The following is an 18,687-nucleotide window of genomic DNA, read 5'->3' on the forward strand; positions in this document are numbered from 1 at the left end:
GGACAAGGCCGCACCGTGCGGGCGGCCAGATGGCGTTACAGACGGCCCGGCCGCTGCAGATAGCGCTGCAGGTCATCCCCCAGCCGCAGGGCGAGTGCGCCTAGCGGGCCGGTGGGGTTGTAACCGGAGTTGTGCGGATAGACCGACGCCCCCACCACAAACAGGTTGTGGGCGTCCCAATGTTGCAGATGGGGTGACACCACACTGTCATGCGGCGTTTCGCCCATGATGGTGCCGCCCACGATGTGGGTGGTCTGGTACAACCGGCTGTCAAACGGGGTGACCAGACATTGCAGACTGCCCACCTTGTCGGCACCGCAGTGCCGGGCGATGTCCATCATCTTGCCGCTGACAAAACGGGCCATTTTCTGCTCGTTGTCGCGCCAGTCGAAGGTCATGCGGATCAGCGGCCGGCCATAGGCATCGCGATAGGTCGGGTCCAGGCTCAGGTAGTTGCCACGGTGCGGATAGCAGCTACCCTCGATGCCCAAGGACATGGAGTGGGCATACCAGTCGGCATTGGCCTGCTTCCACGCGGTGCCCCAGCGCGGCGTGCCATCCGGCACCCGTCGTCCCTTGATGGGGCGTCCGCTGAACTGGTAGGCCTGAATGGTGGCACCGCCGAGAAAGCCCAGGCCGGTGTGGTCGAAATTGTCGTTATTGAAGTCATCAATGACAATTTGCGTACTGCCGCTGGCTAGGAAGGGGTTGAACCATTTGTCCTTGAAGAACAGATCCACCCCGGCATTCACCTGATAGCAGAAGTTCTTCCCTACCACCCCGGTATTGCTGACCGGGTCGTACGGTTTGCCAATCTTGCTGTGCAGCAGCAACTGGGTATTGCTCATGGTAAAGGCCGCCAGCACGATTACTTCGGCGGGCTGCTCGTATTCCTCGCCGGTCAGCAAATCCAGGCAATGCACTGCGGTGGCACGTTTGCCGGCGGCATCGTAGCGCAGCCCCAGCACCTGGGTGTTGAGCCGCACTTCAAAGCTCTTGCGCTCGCGCAGCATGGGATACAGCAACACCTGCGGCGACCCCTTGGCATTGGCTTCGCAGATGAATCTCTCGCAATGACCGCAATACTGGCATTGCCCCAGCTTCTGTCCATCCGGGTTGGTATAGGCCCCGGATGAGTTGGCCGCAGCCTGCGGAAAGGCGTGGTAACCCAAGTGTTCGCAAGCCTGTTTGAACACCAGCCCGGACTCCAGCACCTGCAAGGGCGCTTGCGGATAAGGCCCGCTGCGCGGTGCTTCGAAAGGATTGCCGCCCGGCAGTTTCTTGCCGCCAATATTGCCTGCCTGCCCGGAGACGCCGAAAAGTTTCTCGAACAAGTCGTGATACGGCTCCAGCTGGGCATATGTCACCCCCCAGTCCTGCAAGGGCATGTCCGCCGGAATCGCCTGTTTGCCATAGCGTTGCAGAAAATGGCTGCGCAGCTGCGGGTCGTACTCAGCCCAGCGCCACAGGTGGCCGTTCCAGTGATTGCCAGCCCCGCCCAACCCCTGCCCCGGCAGGAAAGACTCCATCCAGCGTACCGGCAAGGCAGTCTGGTTTTGCTGATGGCGCAGGGTATAGGTTTCACGCGACCAATCCTGAATCAGCCCCTGCCGCACGGCCCAGCGCAGTTCATCCCGCTGGTTGGGCAGGCTGGATTCCGGCCCCTTGCTGTGATCGCCGCCGCGTTCCAGCACCAGGACTTCCACACCCTTGGCGGTCAGCTGGCGGGCAATCAGGCCGGCGGTAAGGCCGCCCCCCACAATGACCACGGTTTTGCTTGCACGTGTTTTCATGGCATGTACCTAGCTGAAGTCGGCGATGGATTTGGGAGTGGCAGCACCGGGATAGGGCTTGCCAAGATACTGGACAACATCCAGCGCATGCGTGGCCGGCAGGCCGGGGTAGCCGATCATCTTCCAGAACACCATGCCCACATTGCCGCCATAGAGCGGGTCGGCAAAACAGGCTTCGGCAAATAGCGGGTACACCAGGGAGTTGAACCACTCCGTCAGATCCAGCTGCTCGCCCGCCACTCGCCCTGCCGCCAGCTGTTGCAGGAAGGCATCGCCTTGCTGTGGTGTCAGCGCATCAAACAACTGGCCATGCAGGCGCTGTGCAGCGCGGTCGGCTTCTGCTACGCCCGCCTTGAAATACTGCTCCGGCGTCAGCGGCAGTTGCGGCCCGCACTGGACAGCCCCCTGCAGGAATGGCCCTGCAGCGTAGCGCCGCGCCCCCTGGCCAAAGCTGCCGGCCAGCTGACGGTCGATATAGATGGCGAGACCACAGTCCACTCCACCGGGTGTGAGGTGGTCGGCCGGACACATGATGTTGAGCATGGCCTCGACAAAGGCGGCTTCATCCGGGCCAAAGCTCTGGTAGCCATATACCTGGTTGATGGCTACAGCCGGGCTGGTGGCCGCAGCGGCCTGCCCGGCAGGAAGCAGCAAGGCAGCGGCAGTACCGCCAGCCAGCGCCTGGCTGAGCGGCACACTGCCGGAGGCAGCCGCCAGTTGCTTGAGGAAAAGCCGGCGGGCCGGGGTGGCCGGGCCGGGGGACGGCAAGTTATCGGATTCCATCCATACCTCCTGTCACTGTGTAGTCGCGGACCAGCAGGCAAGGACTGCTACTGAAGATGCAGGCCGGGCTGAACTGGTGGATGGGATGTTTCTCACCAGAGAATCAAAACGACAAGAGGCTGGCAGCCTGCCTGCAGAGAAAAGGAAATTTCGCAGGTCGACGGAAAAAAGACGGGGAAATGAAACCAACCTTCGCGAAAAACTCCAGAAAACAGGTGGCGACAGCTGCTTTGGCACGGGTCAATGATGAATAGCAGCTATATCGATCTGTCGCAGCTTGGGGACAAGCACGGCGGAACGCAGCCAAGGCCGTAGCTTGGCCATGTCTTTCGACCAGCCCACCCATGGAGAAGCCCGCAATGCAGCACAACACTGTCGGTAAAATCATTATCGAAACACTGGAACAAGCCGGGGTAAAGAACTGCTACGGCATTGTCGGCGACACGCTCAACCACATCACCGACGCCATCCGCCACAGCCAGATCAAATGGGTGCATGTGCGCCATGAAGAAGTAGCCGCCATGGCGGCCGGAGCGGAAAGTTACATGACCGGCGGCCTCACTGCCTGCGCTGGCAGTTGCGGCCCTGGCAGCCTGCACACCATCAACGGCCTGCTGGAGGCACACCGCAATCGCTCGCCGGTGGTGATGATTGCCACCCAGGTGGCGCTGACCGAACTGGGCATGGAGTTTCCGCAAGAAGTAGACCTGGCATCCATTTTCAAGACTTGCAGTCATTTTTGCGCCACGATCTACCATCCTTCCCAGGCCAGACGACTCACCGCCCAGGCAGCGCAGGCGGCCATCAATCTGCGTGGCGTGGCCGTGCTGATTGTGCCGGGCGATCTGGCCGGTAAATGTGTAGCGCCCGGCCTGCCGTTCAGCGCCCATCATCCACAGCCGGTGTGCAGCCCGTCCGAAGCCGAGCTGGATGAAATGGCGCATCTGCTGCTGTCTTCCGAACGACTGGCACTGTATTGCGGCTCCGGCTGCGCCGATGCCCATGACGAGGTTGTGGAGCTGGCACGCCGACTCAAGGCCCCGGTGGCGCACACCAGCCGCGCCAAGGATTTTATCGAGCCGGATAACCCGTTCAATGTGGGCATGACCGGCATGCTGGGTATCGAGTCGGGCTATCACGCCACCCAGGAGTGCGACACGCTGTTGTTGCTGGGGGCGGATTTTGCCTGGACATCGTTCTACCCGCACCGTGCCACCATCCTGCAGGTGGACAATCAGGCCACCCACCTGGGGCGGCGTCATCCGGTAAAACTGGGCGTGGTGGGTGACATCCGCACCACCTTGCAAAAACTGTTGCCACGCCTGCCGGAGCGCCACGACGACAACTTCCTGCAGGAGTGCCAGAAGCTGCACCAGAAGTCACTGCACTGGCTGGCAGAACAAGAAAAGCCGGGGCACAACGGCCTGATTCACCCCCAATATCTCGTTAAGCTGATTGACCAGATGGCCGCTGACGATGCCTTTCTGGTGGGAGACTCCGGTACCGCCATGGTCTGGCTGCTGCGCCACACCACTGCCAATGGCAAGCGCCGCACCTTGGCCAGCCTGATTCACGGCACCATGGCCAATGCCATGCCGGAGGCGCTGGGCATCAAGAACGCCTTCCCGCACCGCCAGGTGATTGCCATCTGCGGTGATGGCGGTCTGTCCATGCTGATGGGGGATTTGCTCACCATCGTGCAAGAGGGGCTGGACATCAAGATTGTCATTCTCAACAACAGCGCGCTGGACTTTGTCGAGATCGAACAAAAAACCGAAGGCCTGATGAATACCTACACCGACCTGCATAACCCGGACTGGGTCAAGCTGGCCGAGGCGGTTGGCTTCAAGGGCCTGCGCGTGGAGCATGCCGACCAGTTGCCGGAGGCCGTCGCACAGTGGCTGGCCGAACCCGGCCCGATGCTGCTGGACGTCAAGGTGAACCAGTATGAACTGGTGATGCCGCCCACCGTCACCACCGGTGAAGTACTGCACACCGCGCTGTATTCCGCCAAGGCCATTCTGTCCGGCCATGGCGGCGAGGTGGTAGAGCTGATAGAGAGCAATTTCCTGCGCCGTTAACTCCCGCCCCGGCCTGCCTGGCCAGCTGCAGGCAAGAAAAAACCGCCACACATGGGTGGCGGTTTTTTGTTTCCCAGCGGAAAGACAGATCAGCCGCTATTACGCAAACCAGCCGAGGTGCCATTGATGGTGAGGTGAATGGCGTACAGCGCCTCGGCATCGTCCGGGTTGGCACGCAGGCGTTGCAGCAGGTCGGCCTGCAGCAGGTTGAGTGCATCCAGGTACGGCAGGCGGGTTTCCAGACTGCGGTGCAGGGTGGGGTTCTGTTCCAGCAGGCTGGTCTGGCCGCTGATGGCAAAGAAGGCATCGTGGGTCTTCTGCCATTCCGCTTCAATCTGGCCAAACAGCTTGTCCGCCAGCGCCCGGTCTTCCACCAGCGCGGCAAAACGGCGCGCGATGCCCAGGTCGGCCTTGGCCAGCACCTGTTCCATATTGGACAGAATCACCTGGAAGAAGGGCGATGTGCGATACAGGCCTTGCAGACGGGCCAGGCCTTCGTCGCCATGGCGGGCAATGAAACCGGCCACGGCCGAGCCGAAACCGAACCAGCCGGGCAGCATCACCCGTGATTGCGACCAGGAGAACACCCAGGGAATGGCACGCAGGTCCTTGATGCTGGCCAGGCTCTTGCGCGACGCTGGGCGGCTGCCGATGTTGAGCTTGGCAATGGCATTGATCGGCGTGGCTTCCAGGAAGTACTGCATGAAGCCTTCGGTTTCCACCAGCTGGCGATAGGCCTTGAAGGCAGCTTCGGACAGCTCGTCGAATACTTCGCCATCCGCCTCGCAGCTGGGGTGGGTGGTAAGGCTGGCTTCCAGCGTGGCAGCCACCAGCGCTTCCAGGTTACGGGTGCCGATGTCGGGGTCGGAATACTTGGAGGCAATCACCTCGCCCTGCTCGGTAATGCGGATGCGTCCGGCCACGCTGCCGGCCGGTTGCGCCATGATGGCTTCGAAGGACGGACCGCCACCACGGCCCACCGAACCGCCACGGCCGTGGAACAGACGCAGCTTGACGCCGGCCTTGTCAAAGCTCTGCACCAGACGCTGTTCCGCCTTGTACAGCTCCCACTGGCTGGTGAGATAGCCGCCATCCTTGTTGCTGTCGGAATAACCCAGCATCACTTCTTGCAGCATGCCACGGCTCTTGAGCAGCAACTGGTACCACGGCAGCGCAAACAGCGTGTCCATGATGTCGGTGGCAGCCACCAGGTCGGCAATGGTTTCGAACAGCGGCACCACGTTGATGGTGGACACCGGCAGGCCGTTTTCCAGCCGGATCAGGCCGGTTTCCTTCAGGATCAGCGCCAGCGCCAGGATGTCGCTGACCGAAGCGCAGTTGGAAATGATGCTCTGGCTGATGGCCTCGGTACCGAACTGCTGCTGGATCAGCGCGGCTTCGCGGAAGATGGCCAGCTCTTTTTCGGTATCGGCGCTGTACTGCTGATACGGCGAGTACAGCAGGCGCGGGGTGGCCAGTTCGCGCAGCAATACGCGAATGCGCGCGGTCTCGTCCAGCGCCGGGTAATGTTCCAGTCCGGCACTGGAAAACAGCTCGCTCACCACGGCTTCGTGCATACCGGCAAACTGGCGCAGGTCCACCGGCATCAGGAAGAAGCCGAACACTTCCACCGCGCGGCGCAGGCGTGCCAGACGGCCATCGGCCAGCAAGTCGCTGCCGTGGGCAATCAGCGAATCCGCCACGATGGTAAGGTCCGCCTGGAAGGCGGCGGTGTCACGATAGGCCTCGGCCACCGGCCAGCGACCACGCACCGCCAGCCCCAGCTCGGCAGCCTTGCCCAGCAAACGGGCTTCAATGGTGGCCAGCGCGCGGCGATAGGGTTCCTGTTCGCGGCTTTCCTTGTTGTCCGGCGTCTGGTCGGACAGGGCCTGCAAGGCCGGGCTCACGCTGACATGGCGCTCGGACAGCGACAGTTCGCGGTACAGCGATGCCAGTTCGGACAAATAGTGCTCAAAAGCTTGGGTGGCTTGCAGGGTAAAGGCATGGCGCAACACGGTGGCGTTGACATTGGGGTTGCCGTCGCGGTCGCCACCAATCCAGCTGCCCACCCGAATGAAGGGCGGCAGGGTTGGGCTCTGTCCCCAGGCGGATTCCACTTCCTTGCCCAGCCTGTCGTACAGGCGCGGCAGGGCGGAGAAGAAGGTCATCGGGTGATAGGCCACGCCGTTCTTGATTTCGTCTTCCACCGACAGTTTGAAATGGCGGATTTCCGAAGTCTGCCACATCGACAGGATCACCCGCTTGAGCTTGCCATCCAGTTCGGTTTCCTCTTCCGGGGTCAGGTCCGGCGAACCGAGCTGGCTGAGGAATTTGCGCACCGCACGGTGGCCGTCCAGCACGCTCTGGCGCTGCACTTCGGTGGGGTGGGCGGTAAGGATGGCACCGACATAGGCATCCTGCAGGGTGTCGGACAGCTGGGCAAAGCTGACGCCTTCCTCTTTCAGGCGTGCCAGCGCCCGGTTCAGACTGCCTTGCTGCGGACGCGAACCGGCAATCTGGTGCGCACGACGACGACGGGTGTGGTGCAGGTCTTCCGCAATATTGAACAACTGCGCATACAGGCCACAGGCGCGCACCAGGGCAGTGGTGGCCTTGGGCGACAGGGTATCCGGCAGCGGCAATGCGCGCTGCTCCGGGGTACGTGCCGCAATGGCCTTTACCTCCTGATATACCTGCGGTCCTTCCTGGGCATGCAACACTTCGCCCAAGAGGCGGTCCAGCCGCGCCAGGTCGGCACGTAGGGGAAGATCCTTGTCCAGCTCCGTCATGTCCTGTTTCCTTTGTTGCATTGTCTGGCCAATCGGTACTGACACCATGTCGAGCGTGGCATGGCCGTTGGCCTGTTTATTAAATGGTCGGGCAACCTGTTCAAGTCAGACTGCAATCTGACTTCAAGCGGCTGCGCCACGACCATCATAGGCAGCATTGCAGCTGTAGTGTGTTCATTACCGAATTTTCCTGATTTTTTTCGCACATTTTGTGCACAACAGCAACGCGGGTTCACCCTTGATCGTGACCCTGGGCAGGAAATGGCTTTTCCTTGATGCCACTCCAGGCATCACCCCGGCTGCATGCTAGAATCGGGCGAAAATTCATCGTCAGGACCGCAATTCATGGACAAGATCGTCATTGCCAGCCGCGAAAGCCGCCTGGCCATGTGGCAGGCCGAACACATCCAGGCCCGCCTGCAAGCACTGTACCCGCACCTTACTGTCGAAATTCTGGGCATGACCACCCAGGGCGACCAGATCCTGGACAAGACCCTGTCCAAGATCGGCGGCAAGGGCCTGTTCGTGAAAGAGCTGGAAGTTGCCCTGGCCGAAGGCCGTGCCGACCTCGCCGTACACTCCATCAAGGACGTGCCCATGGTGCTGCCGGAGGGCTTTGCCCTGGCCGCCATCTGCGAACGCGAAGACCCGCGCGATGCTTTTGTTTCCAATAAATATGCCAGCCTGGCCGAGCTGCCGGCCGGTAGCGTAGTGGGCACCTCCAGCCTGCGCCGCGAATCGCAACTGCGCGCCCGCTACCCGCAACTGGTGATCAAACCGTTGCGCGGCAATGTGCAAACCCGCTTGCGCAAGCTGGATGAAGGCGAGTACGACGCCATCATTCTGGCTGCCGCCGGCCTGAAGCGCTTGGAACTACACGACCGGATTCGCGCAGAACTCGCCCCATCCGAAAGCCTGCCGGCCGCCGGTCAAGGTGCACTGGGTATTGAAATCCGCGCCGACCGCGCCGATATGCTGGCCCTGCTGCAACCCTTGAACCACCCGGACACCCACGCCTGTGTCAGCGCAGAGCGTGCACTGGCGCGCGAACTGGGCGGCAGCTGCCAGGTGCCGCTGGGCGCCTTTGCCACCCTGACCGATGACGTGCTCACCCTGGGCGGCTTTGTGGCGCATCCGGATGGCTCGGTCATGCTGACCGCCACCGCCAGTGCACCGCGCCAGTATGCCGACTCGCTGGGCCGCGCCGTGGCCAAGCGCCTGCTGGACGATGGTGCCAAGCCGCTGATTGACGCCGTACTGAAAGACCAGGCATGACAACAGCCGGCCGCCGCATCCTGGTGGCCAGACCGGCCGCACAAAGCGGCCGTTTGCTGACCCTGCTGGCCGATGCCGGCTGGCAGGGGCAACCCTTCCCGGTAATGGACATCCAGCCTCGTCCTGATGCGCTGGCACACTTGCCACAACAAGCCGCACTGGCGGACTGGCTGTTTTTTGTCAGCCCCAGCGCCATCGATATTGCCTGGCCGGTATTGCAACAACAGCCTGTCAATGCCCGACTGGCCTGCGTGGGCCAGGCCAGCGCACGCCGCCTGGCCGGGCTTTGCGGGCAGGACATCCTGTTCCCCGCCGCCGGCAGCGACAGCGAAGCCCTGCTGGCCCTGCCCCAACTGGCGGATGTTGCCGGCCAGCACTGGCTGATCGTGCGGGGCCTTGGCGGCCGCGCCTTGCTGGCCGACACCCTGCGCCAGCGCGGCGCCGCTGTGACACTGGCCGAGGTCTACCAGCGCGTGGACGGCACGCCGGACTGGGGCTTGCTGGATAATGACCTGCCAGACGCCATGGTGATCACTTCCAGCGAAATGGTGGAGCAATTGTTCAGACTGGCTGGCCCGGCAAGGGCCGTGACGTTACAATGCCTTTTGTATTGCGTGCCGCACCCGCGCATTGCCGAACGATTGCAGGCACTGGGCGCGACACGCATCGTGACAACCCGGGCCGATGACGAAGCGCTCGTCAGCGGCCTCAGAGAATGGTTCTGCCGTCACCCATGAGCGAAACCCAGACTGTCGACACTCCCCGTCCCGCCCGCAAAAAACAGCTGAACCTGGCCCTGCTGGTGGCACTGGCCGCCCTTGGCCTGTCGGGCTACCAGCTGTACAGCACCCAGCAGGAACTGGCCGCCGCACGCCAGGAACTGGCGGGCCGCATGGCCGAAGGCAATGGTGCCTCCAAGGAATTGCGCGGCCTGACCGAACAGGCGCTCAGCGCCGCCCGCGCTACCGATGCCAAGCTGGCGGTGCTGGAAACCCGCGTGAATGAATCCGCCGGTCAGTACAACACCCTGAACGGCATGTACCAGGAGCTGACCAAAAACCGCTCCGACTGGCTGCTGTCCGAGGTGGAACACACGCTGGCCATTGCCAGCCAGCAGCTGCAGCTGGCCGGTAATGTCACCGCGGCCATCTCTGCCCTGCAGATGGTGGACGCACGCCTGTCCAAGTTTGATCAGCCGCAGCTGATTGCCGTGAAAAAGGCAGTGGCTACCGACCTGGAAAAACTCAAGGCCCTGCCCGTGCTGGACAGCGTCGGCCTGACCGTGAAGCTGGACCGCCTGATGCTGTCCAGTAGCAGCATGCCGCTGGTGGTGGATGCCCATCATCTGCAGGACAAGCAAACCACCAAGCGCGTGGCGGACACCGCCCCTTTCTGGGAACGTCTGGTGGCCGACATCAGCCAGAGCCTGGGCGAGCTGGTGCACATCCGCCGCATGGACAAGCCGGAAGCCTTGCTGCTGTCGCCGGAGCAGTCCTTCTTCCTGCGCGAGAACCTGAAAATGCGCCTGCTGGACGCACGCCTGGCACTGCTGCAACGTGACGGCACCACCTACAGCGCCGACATCAATGCCGCCCAGGATTATGTGCAGCGCTATTTCGATGGCAACGCCCCGGCCACGCGCCAGTGGCTGGCCACCTTGCAAGAGCTCAAGTCCGCTCCGCTGTCCGTCACCCTGCCCGACCTCAACGCCAGCCTGAAGGCGGTTCGTGACGCGCAGGGCAACAAGGGAGACTAAGCGGTGAAATTCGTCATCTGGATTACCGGCCTGTTTGCGCTGGCCGTACTGGTGGGGCTGGCCTCCACCCTGAATACCGGCTACGCCATCCTGTTCCTGCCGCCGTGGCGTATGGAAGTGTCGTTCAACCTGCTGCTGCTGGGCATTGTGGTGCTCATCGTGCTGGCTTATGCCGTGATGCGTGTCATCAGCATCACCGCCGGGCTGCCGGCCGAGGTGAAGCGTTTCCAGCGCCAGAAAAAGCTGAAAGCAGCCCGCCACGCCCTGCGCGAAGCGGGGATCGCCTTTTTTGAAGGCCGCTTCCAGAAAGCCGAACGCGAAGCCCTCAAGGCCATGGAAGACGAGTACGCGGCAGAAAACCGTGCGCTGGCCCTGCTGCTGGCCGCCCGCTCTGCCGGCGCTACCGGCGATCTGGACAAGCGTGACCAGTACCTGCAACAGCTGGACACCCTGCCCGAGCGCCTGCAACTGGCGCGCCACATGCTCGATGCCGAGCTGAAGCTGGAAGCCAAGGATGCACTGGGCGCACTGGCAGCCATCGAGCGTGCCCGTGCCCTGTCGCCCAATCTCACCAATGCCCTGCGCCTGGAACTGAAAGTGCGTTTGCTGCAACGTCAGCCGGAAGCCGTATTGGCGCTGACCGAAAAGCTGCTCAAGGCAGAAGCGCTGGAACCGTCACAGGCCCGTCGTTATCGCCTGGCCGCTTACAGCCAGCAGCTGACCGGCTTTGTCGGCAGCCGTGAGGTACGCGACTGGCTGCGCCGCATTCCGGAAGCCGAGCGTCGCAACCCTGTTCTGGTCAGCGAGATCGTCAGCCGGTTGATTGCGCTGGAAGACTTCGACTATGCCGCCACCCTGCTGGCCGAAGCACTGGCGGATGAGGATCAGGCCACGCCGGAACTGGCCCGCGAACTGGGCCAGCTGGCCGAGCGCCTGTCGCCGGAAAAACGTCTGGAGCTGATGCGCAGTGCCGAAGACTGGCTGAAAACCCGTCCGCGCGACTACATGCTGCTGCTGGCGCTGGGCCGTCTGGCCATGAACCAGCAACTGTGGGGCAAGGCGCAAAGCTATCTGGAAGCCAGCAACTCCATTGAGCCGACGCTATGTGCCAATGCCGAACTGGCCCGGCTGTTTGAAGCCACCGGCAAGGAAGAACAGGCCGCACAGCATTACCACCGCAGCCTGGAACTGGCACTGGCCAAGGGCGACTGAGCCCCATTGTCATCCACAAAAAAGCCCGCACAAGCGGGCTTTTTTCTTGCTATCACAATCGCGGCTTACATCACGGAGCGCTTGACGGTTTCACTGAACACTACCCGTTCCAGAATGGTCCGTACCGTCGAGGCATCCGCCGGAGGGTTGGGCACCGTTTCATAACGCAGCTTCAGGTAGTAGGCCGTATCAGGCTGCGGGGTAAAACCTTCGATTTCGCCATAGAACAGCTGCCAGGGCTGGTTTTCACTGCTGCGTACCTGCAGGCATTGCATCTGCCCTGCACCGGCACTGCAGTTCTTGCGCACGGCACTGACATACAGATACTGCGGGCGTTGTACCGGGGCCGTGGCCGCGGTGCTCTGGCCTGCGGCCTTGTCCTGCTTGCGCACAAAGCGGTATTCGTCGCCAGCCTTACCCGTCAACACCAGTTGCTGTGCCTTGCCGTCGGTCTTGATCTGGAAGGGTTGCGACAGGAAACCGACATAGGCCTGTTCGGTTTGCATCATGGCCGGGGGGCACATCATGCGCGTGGTGGCAATCACCAGTTTGCCCTCGGCATTGGGATGGCCGGTAAAACGGTTACAGCCGGCAAAGCCGCTGATGCCCTTGGCCTGAAACGACAGCGTGGGTTGCGGTTCGGCCACCTTGGGCGACACCAGCTGCCAGTCAGTACCGATCAGGTTTGGCCGGGCCAGCACCGGGGCAGACAACAGGGCGACAATGATGGCGGTGGTTTTCCAGTGCATTGCTATCTCCAAAATTAAACAATACTAATATTTAAGAGGCCGGAACCAGCCATGAGTTCCATCCGGCGACCACTGTCAACTCTCCACAAGGATGGCCATAGCCGTTCCACTGGCAGCAAAGCATGAAAAAACCCCGCCAAACAGGCGGGGTTGGATGGGGAGATACCTTTGCCAGCAGTGCTTAGTGCACCACGCCCTTCACCAGGTCTTCCACCACTTTCTTGGCATCGCCAAACACCATCATGGTCTTGTCCATGTAGAACAACTCGTTGTCGAGGCCGGCATAGCCCACGCTCATCGAACGCTTCACCACGATCACGGTACGTGCCTTGTGCGCTTCCAGAATCGGCATGCCATAGATGGGACTGGACTTGTCCTTCTGCGCCGCCGGGTTCACCACGTCGTTGGCACCAATCACCAGCACCACGTCGGTATTGTTGAAGTCGGAGTTGATCTCCTCCATCTCCAGCACCTGCTCGTACGGCACTTCGGCTTCGGCCAGCAGCACGTTCATGTGGCCCGGCATACGGCCTGCCACCGGGTGAATGGCGTAACGCACGGTCACGCCTTTCTCGTGCAGCAGCTCGGCAAACTCCTGCAGGGCATGCTGGGCGCGCGATACCGCCAGGCCATAACCCGGCACGATCACCACACTGTCGGCATTGCTCATCAGGAAGGCTGCATCTTCTGCCGAACCGGACTTGTAGTTCTTCGGACCACTGTCACCCGCTGCACCGCCAGCCGCCGCCTCGGCACCAAAACCACCCAGCAGCACGGACACGATGGAACGGTTCATCGCCTTGCACATGATGTAGGACAGGATGGCACCGGACGAACCCACGCAGGCACCGGCAATGATCAGCACCGGGTTATTCAGCGTGAAGCCGATACCAGCCGCCGCCCAGCCGGAGTAGGAGTTGAGCATGGACACCACTACCGGCATGTCGGCACCGCCAATCGGGATGATCAGCGTCACACCCAGTACCAGCGCAATGGCCACCATCAGCAGGAAGGCGGCATGGCTGTCGGTCACGAAGTAGGCCACGCCAAAACCCACCATGGCCAGTGCCAGCACCAGGTTCAGCAAATGCTGACCATTGAAGCTGACAGCCTTGGAACCAAAGCGGCCAGACAGCTTGCCGTAGGCAATCACCGAGGCGGTGAAGGTGATGGCACCAATAAATGCGCCAATGAACAGTTCCACCTTCTGCACCGGGGTATGTTCCACGCCGGTATGGAAAATGGCAGCCACGGCAATCAGTACCGCGGACAGGCCCACCAGCGAGTGCATGGCGGCCACCAGCTCCGGCATGCCGGTCATTTCAACCGTTTTGGCTTTCCAGCCGCCAATCACGGCACCACCGATGATGGCAGCGGCAATCAGCCCCAGCACCGGCTTGTCCATGATCATGAAGGTGGTACCCACGGCAATGACCATGCCGATGATGCCGAACTTGTTGCCGCGCAGCGCCGTCACCGGGCTGGACAGCCCCTTGAGCGCCAGGATGAACAGCACGGCCGCCACCAGATAAAGTACTGCGGAAATATTAGCCATGGTTCTTCCTTATTTTTTCTTCTTCTTGAACATGTCCAGCATGCGCTGGGTGACCATGAAGCCGCCGAAGATGTTGATACTGGCCAGGAAGATGCCGATGGTACCCAGCACCGAGGTGAGGGTGATTTCGGAACCGTTGATGTCCACTACCTGCAGCATGGCGCCGACGATGATGATGCCGGAAATGGCATTGGTCACCGCCATCAGCGGGGTATGCAGCGCCGGGGTGACGTTCCACACCACGTGGTAGCCGACAAACACAGCCAGCACGAAGACGGTAAGGCTGGCGATAAAGGGATCGACCATCTCTGTTCTCCTTAGTTGGCCGCCGGGAAACGTACCTGGCCGTCGTGGGTCACCAGGGTGGCCGCCAGCAGGTCGTCTTCCAGATTGAGGGTGAAACCTTCCTTGCTCAGCATCAGCGACAGGAAGGTCAGCAGGTTCTTGGCATACAGGCTGGAGGCATCTGCCGCCAGTTCGCCCGGCAGGTTGAACTGGCCCACCACGGTGACGTGGTTGTCAGTCACCACCACTTCGCCCGGCTGGGTCAGTTCACAGTTGCCACCGGCTTCGGCGGCGATGTCGATGATGACCGAACCCGGCTTCATCGCGGCCACGATGTCGGCGCTGATCAGCGTCGGGGCTTTCTTGCCCGGAATCAGCGCGGTGGTGATGATGATGTCGGCAGCACGGGCGTGCTTGCTCACCAGTTCCGCCTGACGACGCTTGTAGTCGTCCGACATTTCCTTGGCGTACACGCCATCGCTGGCGGCCTTTTCTTCATCGGTCATCGGTACTTCGATGAACTTGCCGCCCAGCGATTCCACTTGCTCCTTGGTGGACGGGCGCACGTCGGTGGCTTCCACCACCGCACCCAGACGCTTGGCGGTGGCAATGGCCTGCAAACCGGCCACACCCACACCCATGATCAGCACCTTGGCCGGCTTTACCGTACCGGCAGCCGTCATCAGCATGGGCATGAAGCGCGGGTAGTAATGGGTGGCCAGCAGCACCGCCTTGTAACCGGCAATGTTGTTCTGGCTGGACAGCACGTCCATGCTCTGCGCGCGCGTGGTTCGCGGCAGCAGTTCCATGGCAAAGGCGGAAACCTTCCTGGCCGCAAGCTGAGGGAAAGTGCTGTTCTGGTAGGGGGCCAGCTGGCCGATCAGCACCGCGCCGGTTTTCAGCTGGGCAATGCCCTCTTCGTCCAGCGGACGCACGGTCAGCACGATATCCGCCTGGGCCAGCGCCTGGGCACGATCCGGGGCAATGCTGGCCCCGACATCAACGTAAGCCGCATCGGGAGCGGCGGCAAACTGCCCGGCTCCCTGCTCGACCACCACGGCGTGACCCATGGCAACCAGCTTTTTCACCGTTTCCGGTGTTGCGGCCACGCGTTTTTCACCAGCCAGCCTTTCGGCCGGAATAGCGATCTGCATGGTGTGAATCTCCTGCAATGTGAAATGACAAAAACAAAAACCAAAGATAGCGAACGCCCGTGCGATGCTTATTTCGAACGAGCGTTTGAATTATATTAAAAACACGATTGTTGATTTTGCGCAATACTTTTACATAATTGCGACATTTGCCTACCATATACCGTCTGACAATCCGGTCAACACGGCAGGGTCTCCGGGCAGGATCACTGCTCAACCAGAGCCGGTACGCGCAGGGCGGCGGCATCACCATCTCTCACCCCGAACCATCCGGCCTGCCACTGGCAGGCGGGTCAAGATCCGGGCAAGAGCAGTGCCGCGCATGGGAAAGCACCTCGTCGAAAGACACTAACGGTTCGCCCGCCAGCTTGTAAAGCAGGGTTAACCATTAACACCAAGGTGCTGTAAACAAAAATGAATTATCCGTGTAAGCAACAGAAGAAACAGGGTGACAACCGGCTTATCGTGCATTGCACCATCATGCAAAGCAGCTTGTCAGTGCCAGTCGGCACACACGGAAAACCGTACAGGAAATGTCTGCAGCACAAGTCCGGAACCGCCAATATCAGCGTTTTATGATTCCAGATGCCAGCAGGATAAGCAGGGCAAGCAGGCCAGAACGCCGGCCCGCCACACCGCGCAGCAGAGATGAAAGACGCGCAACTGCCGCATAAATGCGACAGCCGGCTTGGGACTCACAACAGGCTGCCAGCAGCCGCCAGCAACATCAACAGCACATCCAGCGCCAGCAGACGCCAGGGTGAGCACACACCCTGCAACAAACGACCAAGGCCGAACAGCCCAGCCAGTTGCAGCAGGGCAAAACCCCACAAGGCGGGCGTGGACAGCACATCGCTCTGCCACAGATAGGCCGCGGCAGCGGCCGTCTGCAAGACAAACTGCACCACGGCCATCAGCATGGCTGCGCGCGTCAGCGGCGGGTCATAACGCTGTCGGGCGGCTTGCAGGTCAAAAGCCGGGCTGTCATCGCGCACGCCGGGCGGCAGCCAGCCCGGCGCCTTGAACCAGACTTTCAATTTGTCCTGCCAGCGCGGCGCGCGGCGCGCCAGCTGCCACAGCGGCACATAGCCGGATGCCACCGCCCACAAGGGATTCCAGCTATTGAGCGGCGTGCGGGTGCCGTACACCGGGGCCTCATCCTCTTCGATGAAGGTGCCGAACAAGCGGTCCCAGATAATCAGCATTCCGCCGTAATTCTTGTCCAGATACTGGTCGTTCACCGCATGATGCACCCGGTGGTTGGAGGGCGAGGAAAACACCCGGTCGAACCAGCCCAGCTTGCCGATGTGCTCGGTATGAATCCAGAACTGGTACAGCAACACAATCAGCCCGGCCAGGGCAAACTGGGCCGGCGGCACCCCCAGCAAGGCCATGGGCAGATAGAAGGGCCAGCCCAGAAACGCCACCGTGCTTTCCTGCCGCAAGGCGGTGGACAGATTGAAATGCTGGCTCTGGTGATGCACTGCATGTGCCGCCCAGAACACCGCGCTTTCATGCCCCACGCGGTGCAGCCAGTAATCGCAGAAGTCGAACATGACAATGGCCAGCAGCCAGCCCCAGGGCGTGGCCCACAAGGCCGCATGGGGGAAGATGGCCAGATGCTGCCAGGTGAGCGCATACAGGCCAAGCTGGAACAGCATGCTGACACTGGCCACCAGCTGGCTCTGCAGCCCCTGGCTCAGACTGGCCAGTGCATCGCTCAGGCGGTAGGTATTCCGGCCAACGGCCAGGCCGTAGCCGATTTCCACCAGCATCAGTAGCAGGAAAACCGGAAAGGCGTATACGGTGATTTGTTCCATCAAGACTGTCCGCACAGGCAGAAAACGATCATGCACTACGCTAACGCAAAGCGCGCGGCCAGACTGTTGGAGTTTTGTGTTGTACGCGTTGTATCAAATGACAGTAAATTGCTCCATGCTGGCTGGGCAAAGCCACCATGCAAGCGGACAGCAGTCTGAAAAACAGCGGAATCGCTTACTGATCAAAGGCAAACTTATGCCAAAGCTCCGGCCAATCTTGCTCCCAGCAGCAGTGATGGTCTTTGCCCTCCAATACAATCACACGGGGTCTTTGTGCAAGCGGAAAGCGCTGCGCAAACTGCTGTGCAATGGCAGGTGGAATCACCTGATCATCACTACCGACAAAATGCCACTGCTGCACATGTGATAGTTGCACACTGTATGTGGCCGGGTTGAGCGAGGAAGAAAGCGGCGTCAGCCCCTTGGCATCTGTCCAAAGCTGATGATCCAGATTCCCCGCAACGGTAATCAGCTTGTCAACATCATTGCGCCGGGCCGCCAGCAAGGCAGCCACAGCACCTCCACCGGAATAGCCCACTATGGTCAAGCGGGTAGCACCGGCACGTGCCTTTAGCTGCGATAGCACATGGTCACTTGCCTGAATGACTTCTTCGGCAAATCTGGACTGCGTCCAATAGCGTGACGGACATGCTGACAAGCTGTCCGGAACATACTGGCAAGGGCGCGCCATATAGACTGCATTTCCACTTGGCTGAGAGAGTGCCAATTTCAGTGCCAACGGATTCAATGGGGTTGGATCATCCGATACTGTGGATGGCGATAACCACGCCAGGCCATCACCCTCGATATATACCGTCAACCGCGCAGAGTGCTTGAGCGGGACAGCATGCCATGTTGCCAGGGTAAAGGCTCCGCCGTTGATGTTTTCCTCTGCCCAGGCAGCGCGACTGGCCAGAGCATTGGCAATGTCCAGCCGTTGCTGAGTGGATGGGACAGTGGCACAAGCAGTCAGACCTGCAGCCAGCAGACAGATAATCAAACGGAATATACGCGGCATGGTGAATGGTCATTTTGTGATGGACAGGATGCAAACTGCCGGTTTCATTGCCCGGCACATGACTGTACGCACCATTAGAATGCAAAAGCAGCACTATCCAGCCAAGCCGGATAGTGCTGCCCTGATCCTGACAATGAGAAATCTATCAGAACAACATGTTCAACTTCACCGATACCGTCTGATTCAGATAGCCCTGACGATATTCAGTGTCATAGCGTGCAGCCAGATCAGTGCCTGAGCGCAGTTTGTAGCCTGTCTCTTATACACATCTCCGAGCCCACGAGACGAACGCAAAAAAGAGGGGGGGGGGGGGGGGGGGGGGGGGGGGGGGGGGGGGGGGGGGGGGGGGGGGGGGGGGGGGGGGGGGGGGGGGGGGGGGGGGGGGGGGGGGGGGGGGGGGGGGGGGGGGGGGGGGGGGGG

The 18,687-nt window shown here is 61.2% G+C and carries 16 protein-coding genes; 7 read left to right on the forward strand and 9 right to left on the reverse strand.

Features of this window, described 5'->3' with window-relative positions; genetic code table 11:
• Nucleotides 1-35 precede the first annotated feature (35 nt).
• Together JHD62_RS14105 and JHD62_RS14110 are read right to left on the reverse strand one after the other, a co-directional pair.
• The gene (locus JHD62_RS14105; RefSeq protein WP_199103419.1) at nt 36-1,793 is read right to left on the reverse strand and encodes a GMC family oxidoreductase; all 1,758 of its coding nucleotides are present in this window, start codon (nt 1,791-1,793) and stop codon (nt 36-38) included.
• Between the two features lie 9 nt (nt 1,794-1,802).
• Nucleotides 1,803-2,576, reverse strand: coding sequence for a gluconate 2-dehydrogenase subunit 3 family protein (locus JHD62_RS14110; RefSeq protein WP_199103420.1), 774 nt, complete (start codon nt 2,574-2,576; stop codon nt 1,803-1,805).
• Between the two features lie 56 nt (nt 2,577-2,632).
• Here JHD62_RS14110 and JHD62_RS14115 point away from each other — a divergent pair, with 56 nt between their 5' ends.
• Nucleotides 2,633-2,830 (forward strand): hypothetical protein, encoded by a 198-nt coding sequence (locus JHD62_RS14115; protein WP_199103421.1) that lies wholly within the window; start codon nt 2,633-2,635, stop codon nt 2,828-2,830.
• A 105-nt stretch (nt 2,831-2,935) separates the two neighbouring features.
• On the forward strand, nt 2,936-4,657 hold the full coding sequence (locus JHD62_RS14120) for a thiamine pyrophosphate-dependent enzyme (protein WP_199103422.1): 1,722 nt from the start codon (nt 2,936-2,938) through the stop codon (nt 4,655-4,657).
• Between the two features lie 89 nt (nt 4,658-4,746).
• On the opposite strand, the gene ppc is transcribed toward JHD62_RS14120, so the two are convergent.
• Entirely contained in the window at nt 4,747-7,446 is a 2,700-nt protein-coding gene (ppc, locus tag JHD62_RS14125; protein ID WP_199103423.1) for a phosphoenolpyruvate carboxylase, read from the reverse strand.
• Nucleotides 7,447-7,791: 345 nt separating this feature from the next.
• On the opposite strand from ppc, the gene hemC reads away from it, so the two are divergent.
• From hemC to JHD62_RS14145, 4 genes are read left to right on the forward strand one after another with little or no spacing between them, the layout of a single operon-like run.
• Complete coding sequence (hemC, locus tag JHD62_RS14130) at nt 7,792-8,721, forward strand: hydroxymethylbilane synthase (protein ID WP_089082995.1); 930 nt, start codon at nt 7,792-7,794, stop codon at nt 8,719-8,721.
• A complete protein-coding gene (locus JHD62_RS14135; RefSeq protein WP_199103424.1) occupies nt 8,718-9,458 on the forward strand; it encodes a uroporphyrinogen-III synthase in 741 nt (246 codons plus the stop codon). The genes hemC and JHD62_RS14135 overlap by 4 nt, the downstream gene beginning before the upstream one ends.
• Nucleotides 9,455-10,477 carry a uroporphyrinogen-III C-methyltransferase gene (locus tag JHD62_RS14140; protein WP_062791142.1) on the forward strand — a complete coding sequence of 341 codons (1,023 nt, stop codon included), beginning with the start codon at nt 9,455-9,457 and terminating at the stop codon, nt 10,475-10,477. The genes JHD62_RS14135 and JHD62_RS14140 overlap by 4 nt, the downstream gene beginning before the upstream one ends.
• Before the next feature lie 3 nt (nt 10,478-10,480).
• Nucleotides 10,481-11,689: a heme biosynthesis HemY N-terminal domain-containing protein gene (locus tag JHD62_RS14145; protein WP_045848131.1), complete on the forward strand. Its 1,209-nt coding sequence runs from the start codon at nt 10,481-10,483 to the stop codon at nt 11,687-11,689.
• Between the two features lie 65 nt (nt 11,690-11,754).
• On the opposite strand, the gene JHD62_RS14150 is transcribed toward JHD62_RS14145, so the two are convergent.
• The 6 genes from JHD62_RS14150 to JHD62_RS14175 form a co-directional block, all read right to left on the reverse strand.
• Nucleotides 11,755-12,438, reverse strand: coding sequence for an META and DUF4377 domain-containing protein (locus JHD62_RS14150; RefSeq protein ID WP_199103425.1), 684 nt, complete (start codon nt 12,436-12,438; stop codon nt 11,755-11,757).
• Between the two features lie 181 nt (nt 12,439-12,619).
• A complete protein-coding gene (locus JHD62_RS14155; RefSeq protein WP_045848132.1) occupies nt 12,620-13,993 on the reverse strand; it encodes an NAD(P)(+) transhydrogenase (Re/Si-specific) subunit beta in 1,374 nt (457 codons plus the stop codon).
• Nucleotides 13,994-14,002: 9 nt separating this feature from the next.
• Complete coding sequence (locus JHD62_RS14160; RefSeq protein ID WP_045848133.1) at nt 14,003-14,299, reverse strand: proton-translocating transhydrogenase family protein; 297 nt, start codon at nt 14,297-14,299, stop codon at nt 14,003-14,005.
• Between the two features lie 11 nt (nt 14,300-14,310).
• Nucleotides 14,311-15,432, reverse strand: a complete 1,122-nt coding sequence (locus tag JHD62_RS14165; RefSeq protein WP_199103426.1) for a Re/Si-specific NAD(P)(+) transhydrogenase subunit alpha — start codon at nt 15,430-15,432, stop codon at nt 14,311-14,313.
• A gap of 692 nt (nt 15,433-16,124) precedes the next feature.
• Nucleotides 16,125-17,249 (reverse strand): sterol desaturase family protein, encoded by a 1,125-nt coding sequence (locus tag JHD62_RS14170; RefSeq protein ID WP_199103427.1) that lies wholly within the window; start codon nt 17,247-17,249, stop codon nt 16,125-16,127.
• 175 nt (nt 17,250-17,424) lie between these two features.
• A complete protein-coding gene (locus JHD62_RS14175) occupies nt 17,425-18,267 on the reverse strand; it encodes an alpha/beta fold hydrolase (RefSeq protein ID WP_199103428.1) in 843 nt (280 codons plus the stop codon).
• 216 nt (nt 18,268-18,483) lie between these two features.
• Here JHD62_RS14175 and JHD62_RS14180 point away from each other — a divergent pair.
• The coding region (locus tag JHD62_RS14180; protein ID WP_199103429.1) for a hypothetical protein at nt 18,484-18,687 on the forward strand (204 nt) is incomplete at its 3' end.

This window comes from Aquitalea sp. ASV11 (assembly GCF_016429185.1).
In the GTDB taxonomy this organism is placed as follows: Bacteria; Pseudomonadota; Gammaproteobacteria; order Burkholderiales; family Chromobacteriaceae; genus Aquitalea; species Aquitalea pelogenes.

Bases quoted from the DNA above. Each gene is read 5' to 3' on its own strand.
- JHD62_RS14105 (WP_199103419.1), bottom strand. From the start codon at position 1,793: ATGAAAACACGTGCAAGCAAAACCGTGGTCATTGTGGGGGGCGGCCTT.
- JHD62_RS14110 (WP_199103420.1), bottom strand. From the start codon at position 2,576: ATGGAATCCGATAACTTGCCGTCCCCCGGCCCGGCCACCCCGGCCCGC.
- JHD62_RS14115 (WP_199103421.1), top strand. From the start codon at position 2,633: ATGCAGGCCGGGCTGAACTGGTGGATGGGATGTTTCTCACCAGAGAAT.
- JHD62_RS14120 (WP_199103422.1), top strand. From the start codon at position 2,936: ATGCAGCACAACACTGTCGGTAAAATCATTATCGAAACACTGGAACAA.
- ppc (WP_199103423.1), bottom strand. From the start codon at position 7,446: ATGACGGAGCTGGACAAGGATCTTCCCCTACGTGCCGACCTGGCGCGG.
- hemC (WP_089082995.1), top strand. From the start codon at position 7,792: ATGGACAAGATCGTCATTGCCAGCCGCGAAAGCCGCCTGGCCATGTGG.
- JHD62_RS14135 (WP_199103424.1), top strand. From the start codon at position 8,718: ATGACAACAGCCGGCCGCCGCATCCTGGTGGCCAGACCGGCCGCACAA.
- JHD62_RS14140 (WP_062791142.1), top strand. From the start codon at position 9,455: ATGAGCGAAACCCAGACTGTCGACACTCCCCGTCCCGCCCGCAAAAAA.
- JHD62_RS14150 (WP_199103425.1), bottom strand. From the start codon at position 12,438: ATGCACTGGAAAACCACCGCCATCATTGTCGCCCTGTTGTCTGCCCCG.
- JHD62_RS14155 (WP_045848132.1), bottom strand. From the start codon at position 13,993: ATGGCTAATATTTCCGCAGTACTTTATCTGGTGGCGGCCGTGCTGTTC.
- JHD62_RS14160 (WP_045848133.1), bottom strand. From the start codon at position 14,299: ATGGTCGATCCCTTTATCGCCAGCCTTACCGTCTTCGTGCTGGCTGTG.
- JHD62_RS14165 (WP_199103426.1), bottom strand. From the start codon at position 15,432: ATGCAGATCGCTATTCCGGCCGAAAGGCTGGCTGGTGAAAAACGCGTG.
- JHD62_RS14170 (WP_199103427.1), bottom strand. From the start codon at position 17,249: ATGGAACAAATCACCGTATACGCCTTTCCGGTTTTCCTGCTACTGATG.
- JHD62_RS14175 (WP_199103428.1), bottom strand. From the start codon at position 18,267: ATGCCGCGTATATTCCGTTTGATTATCTGTCTGCTGGCTGCAGGTCTG.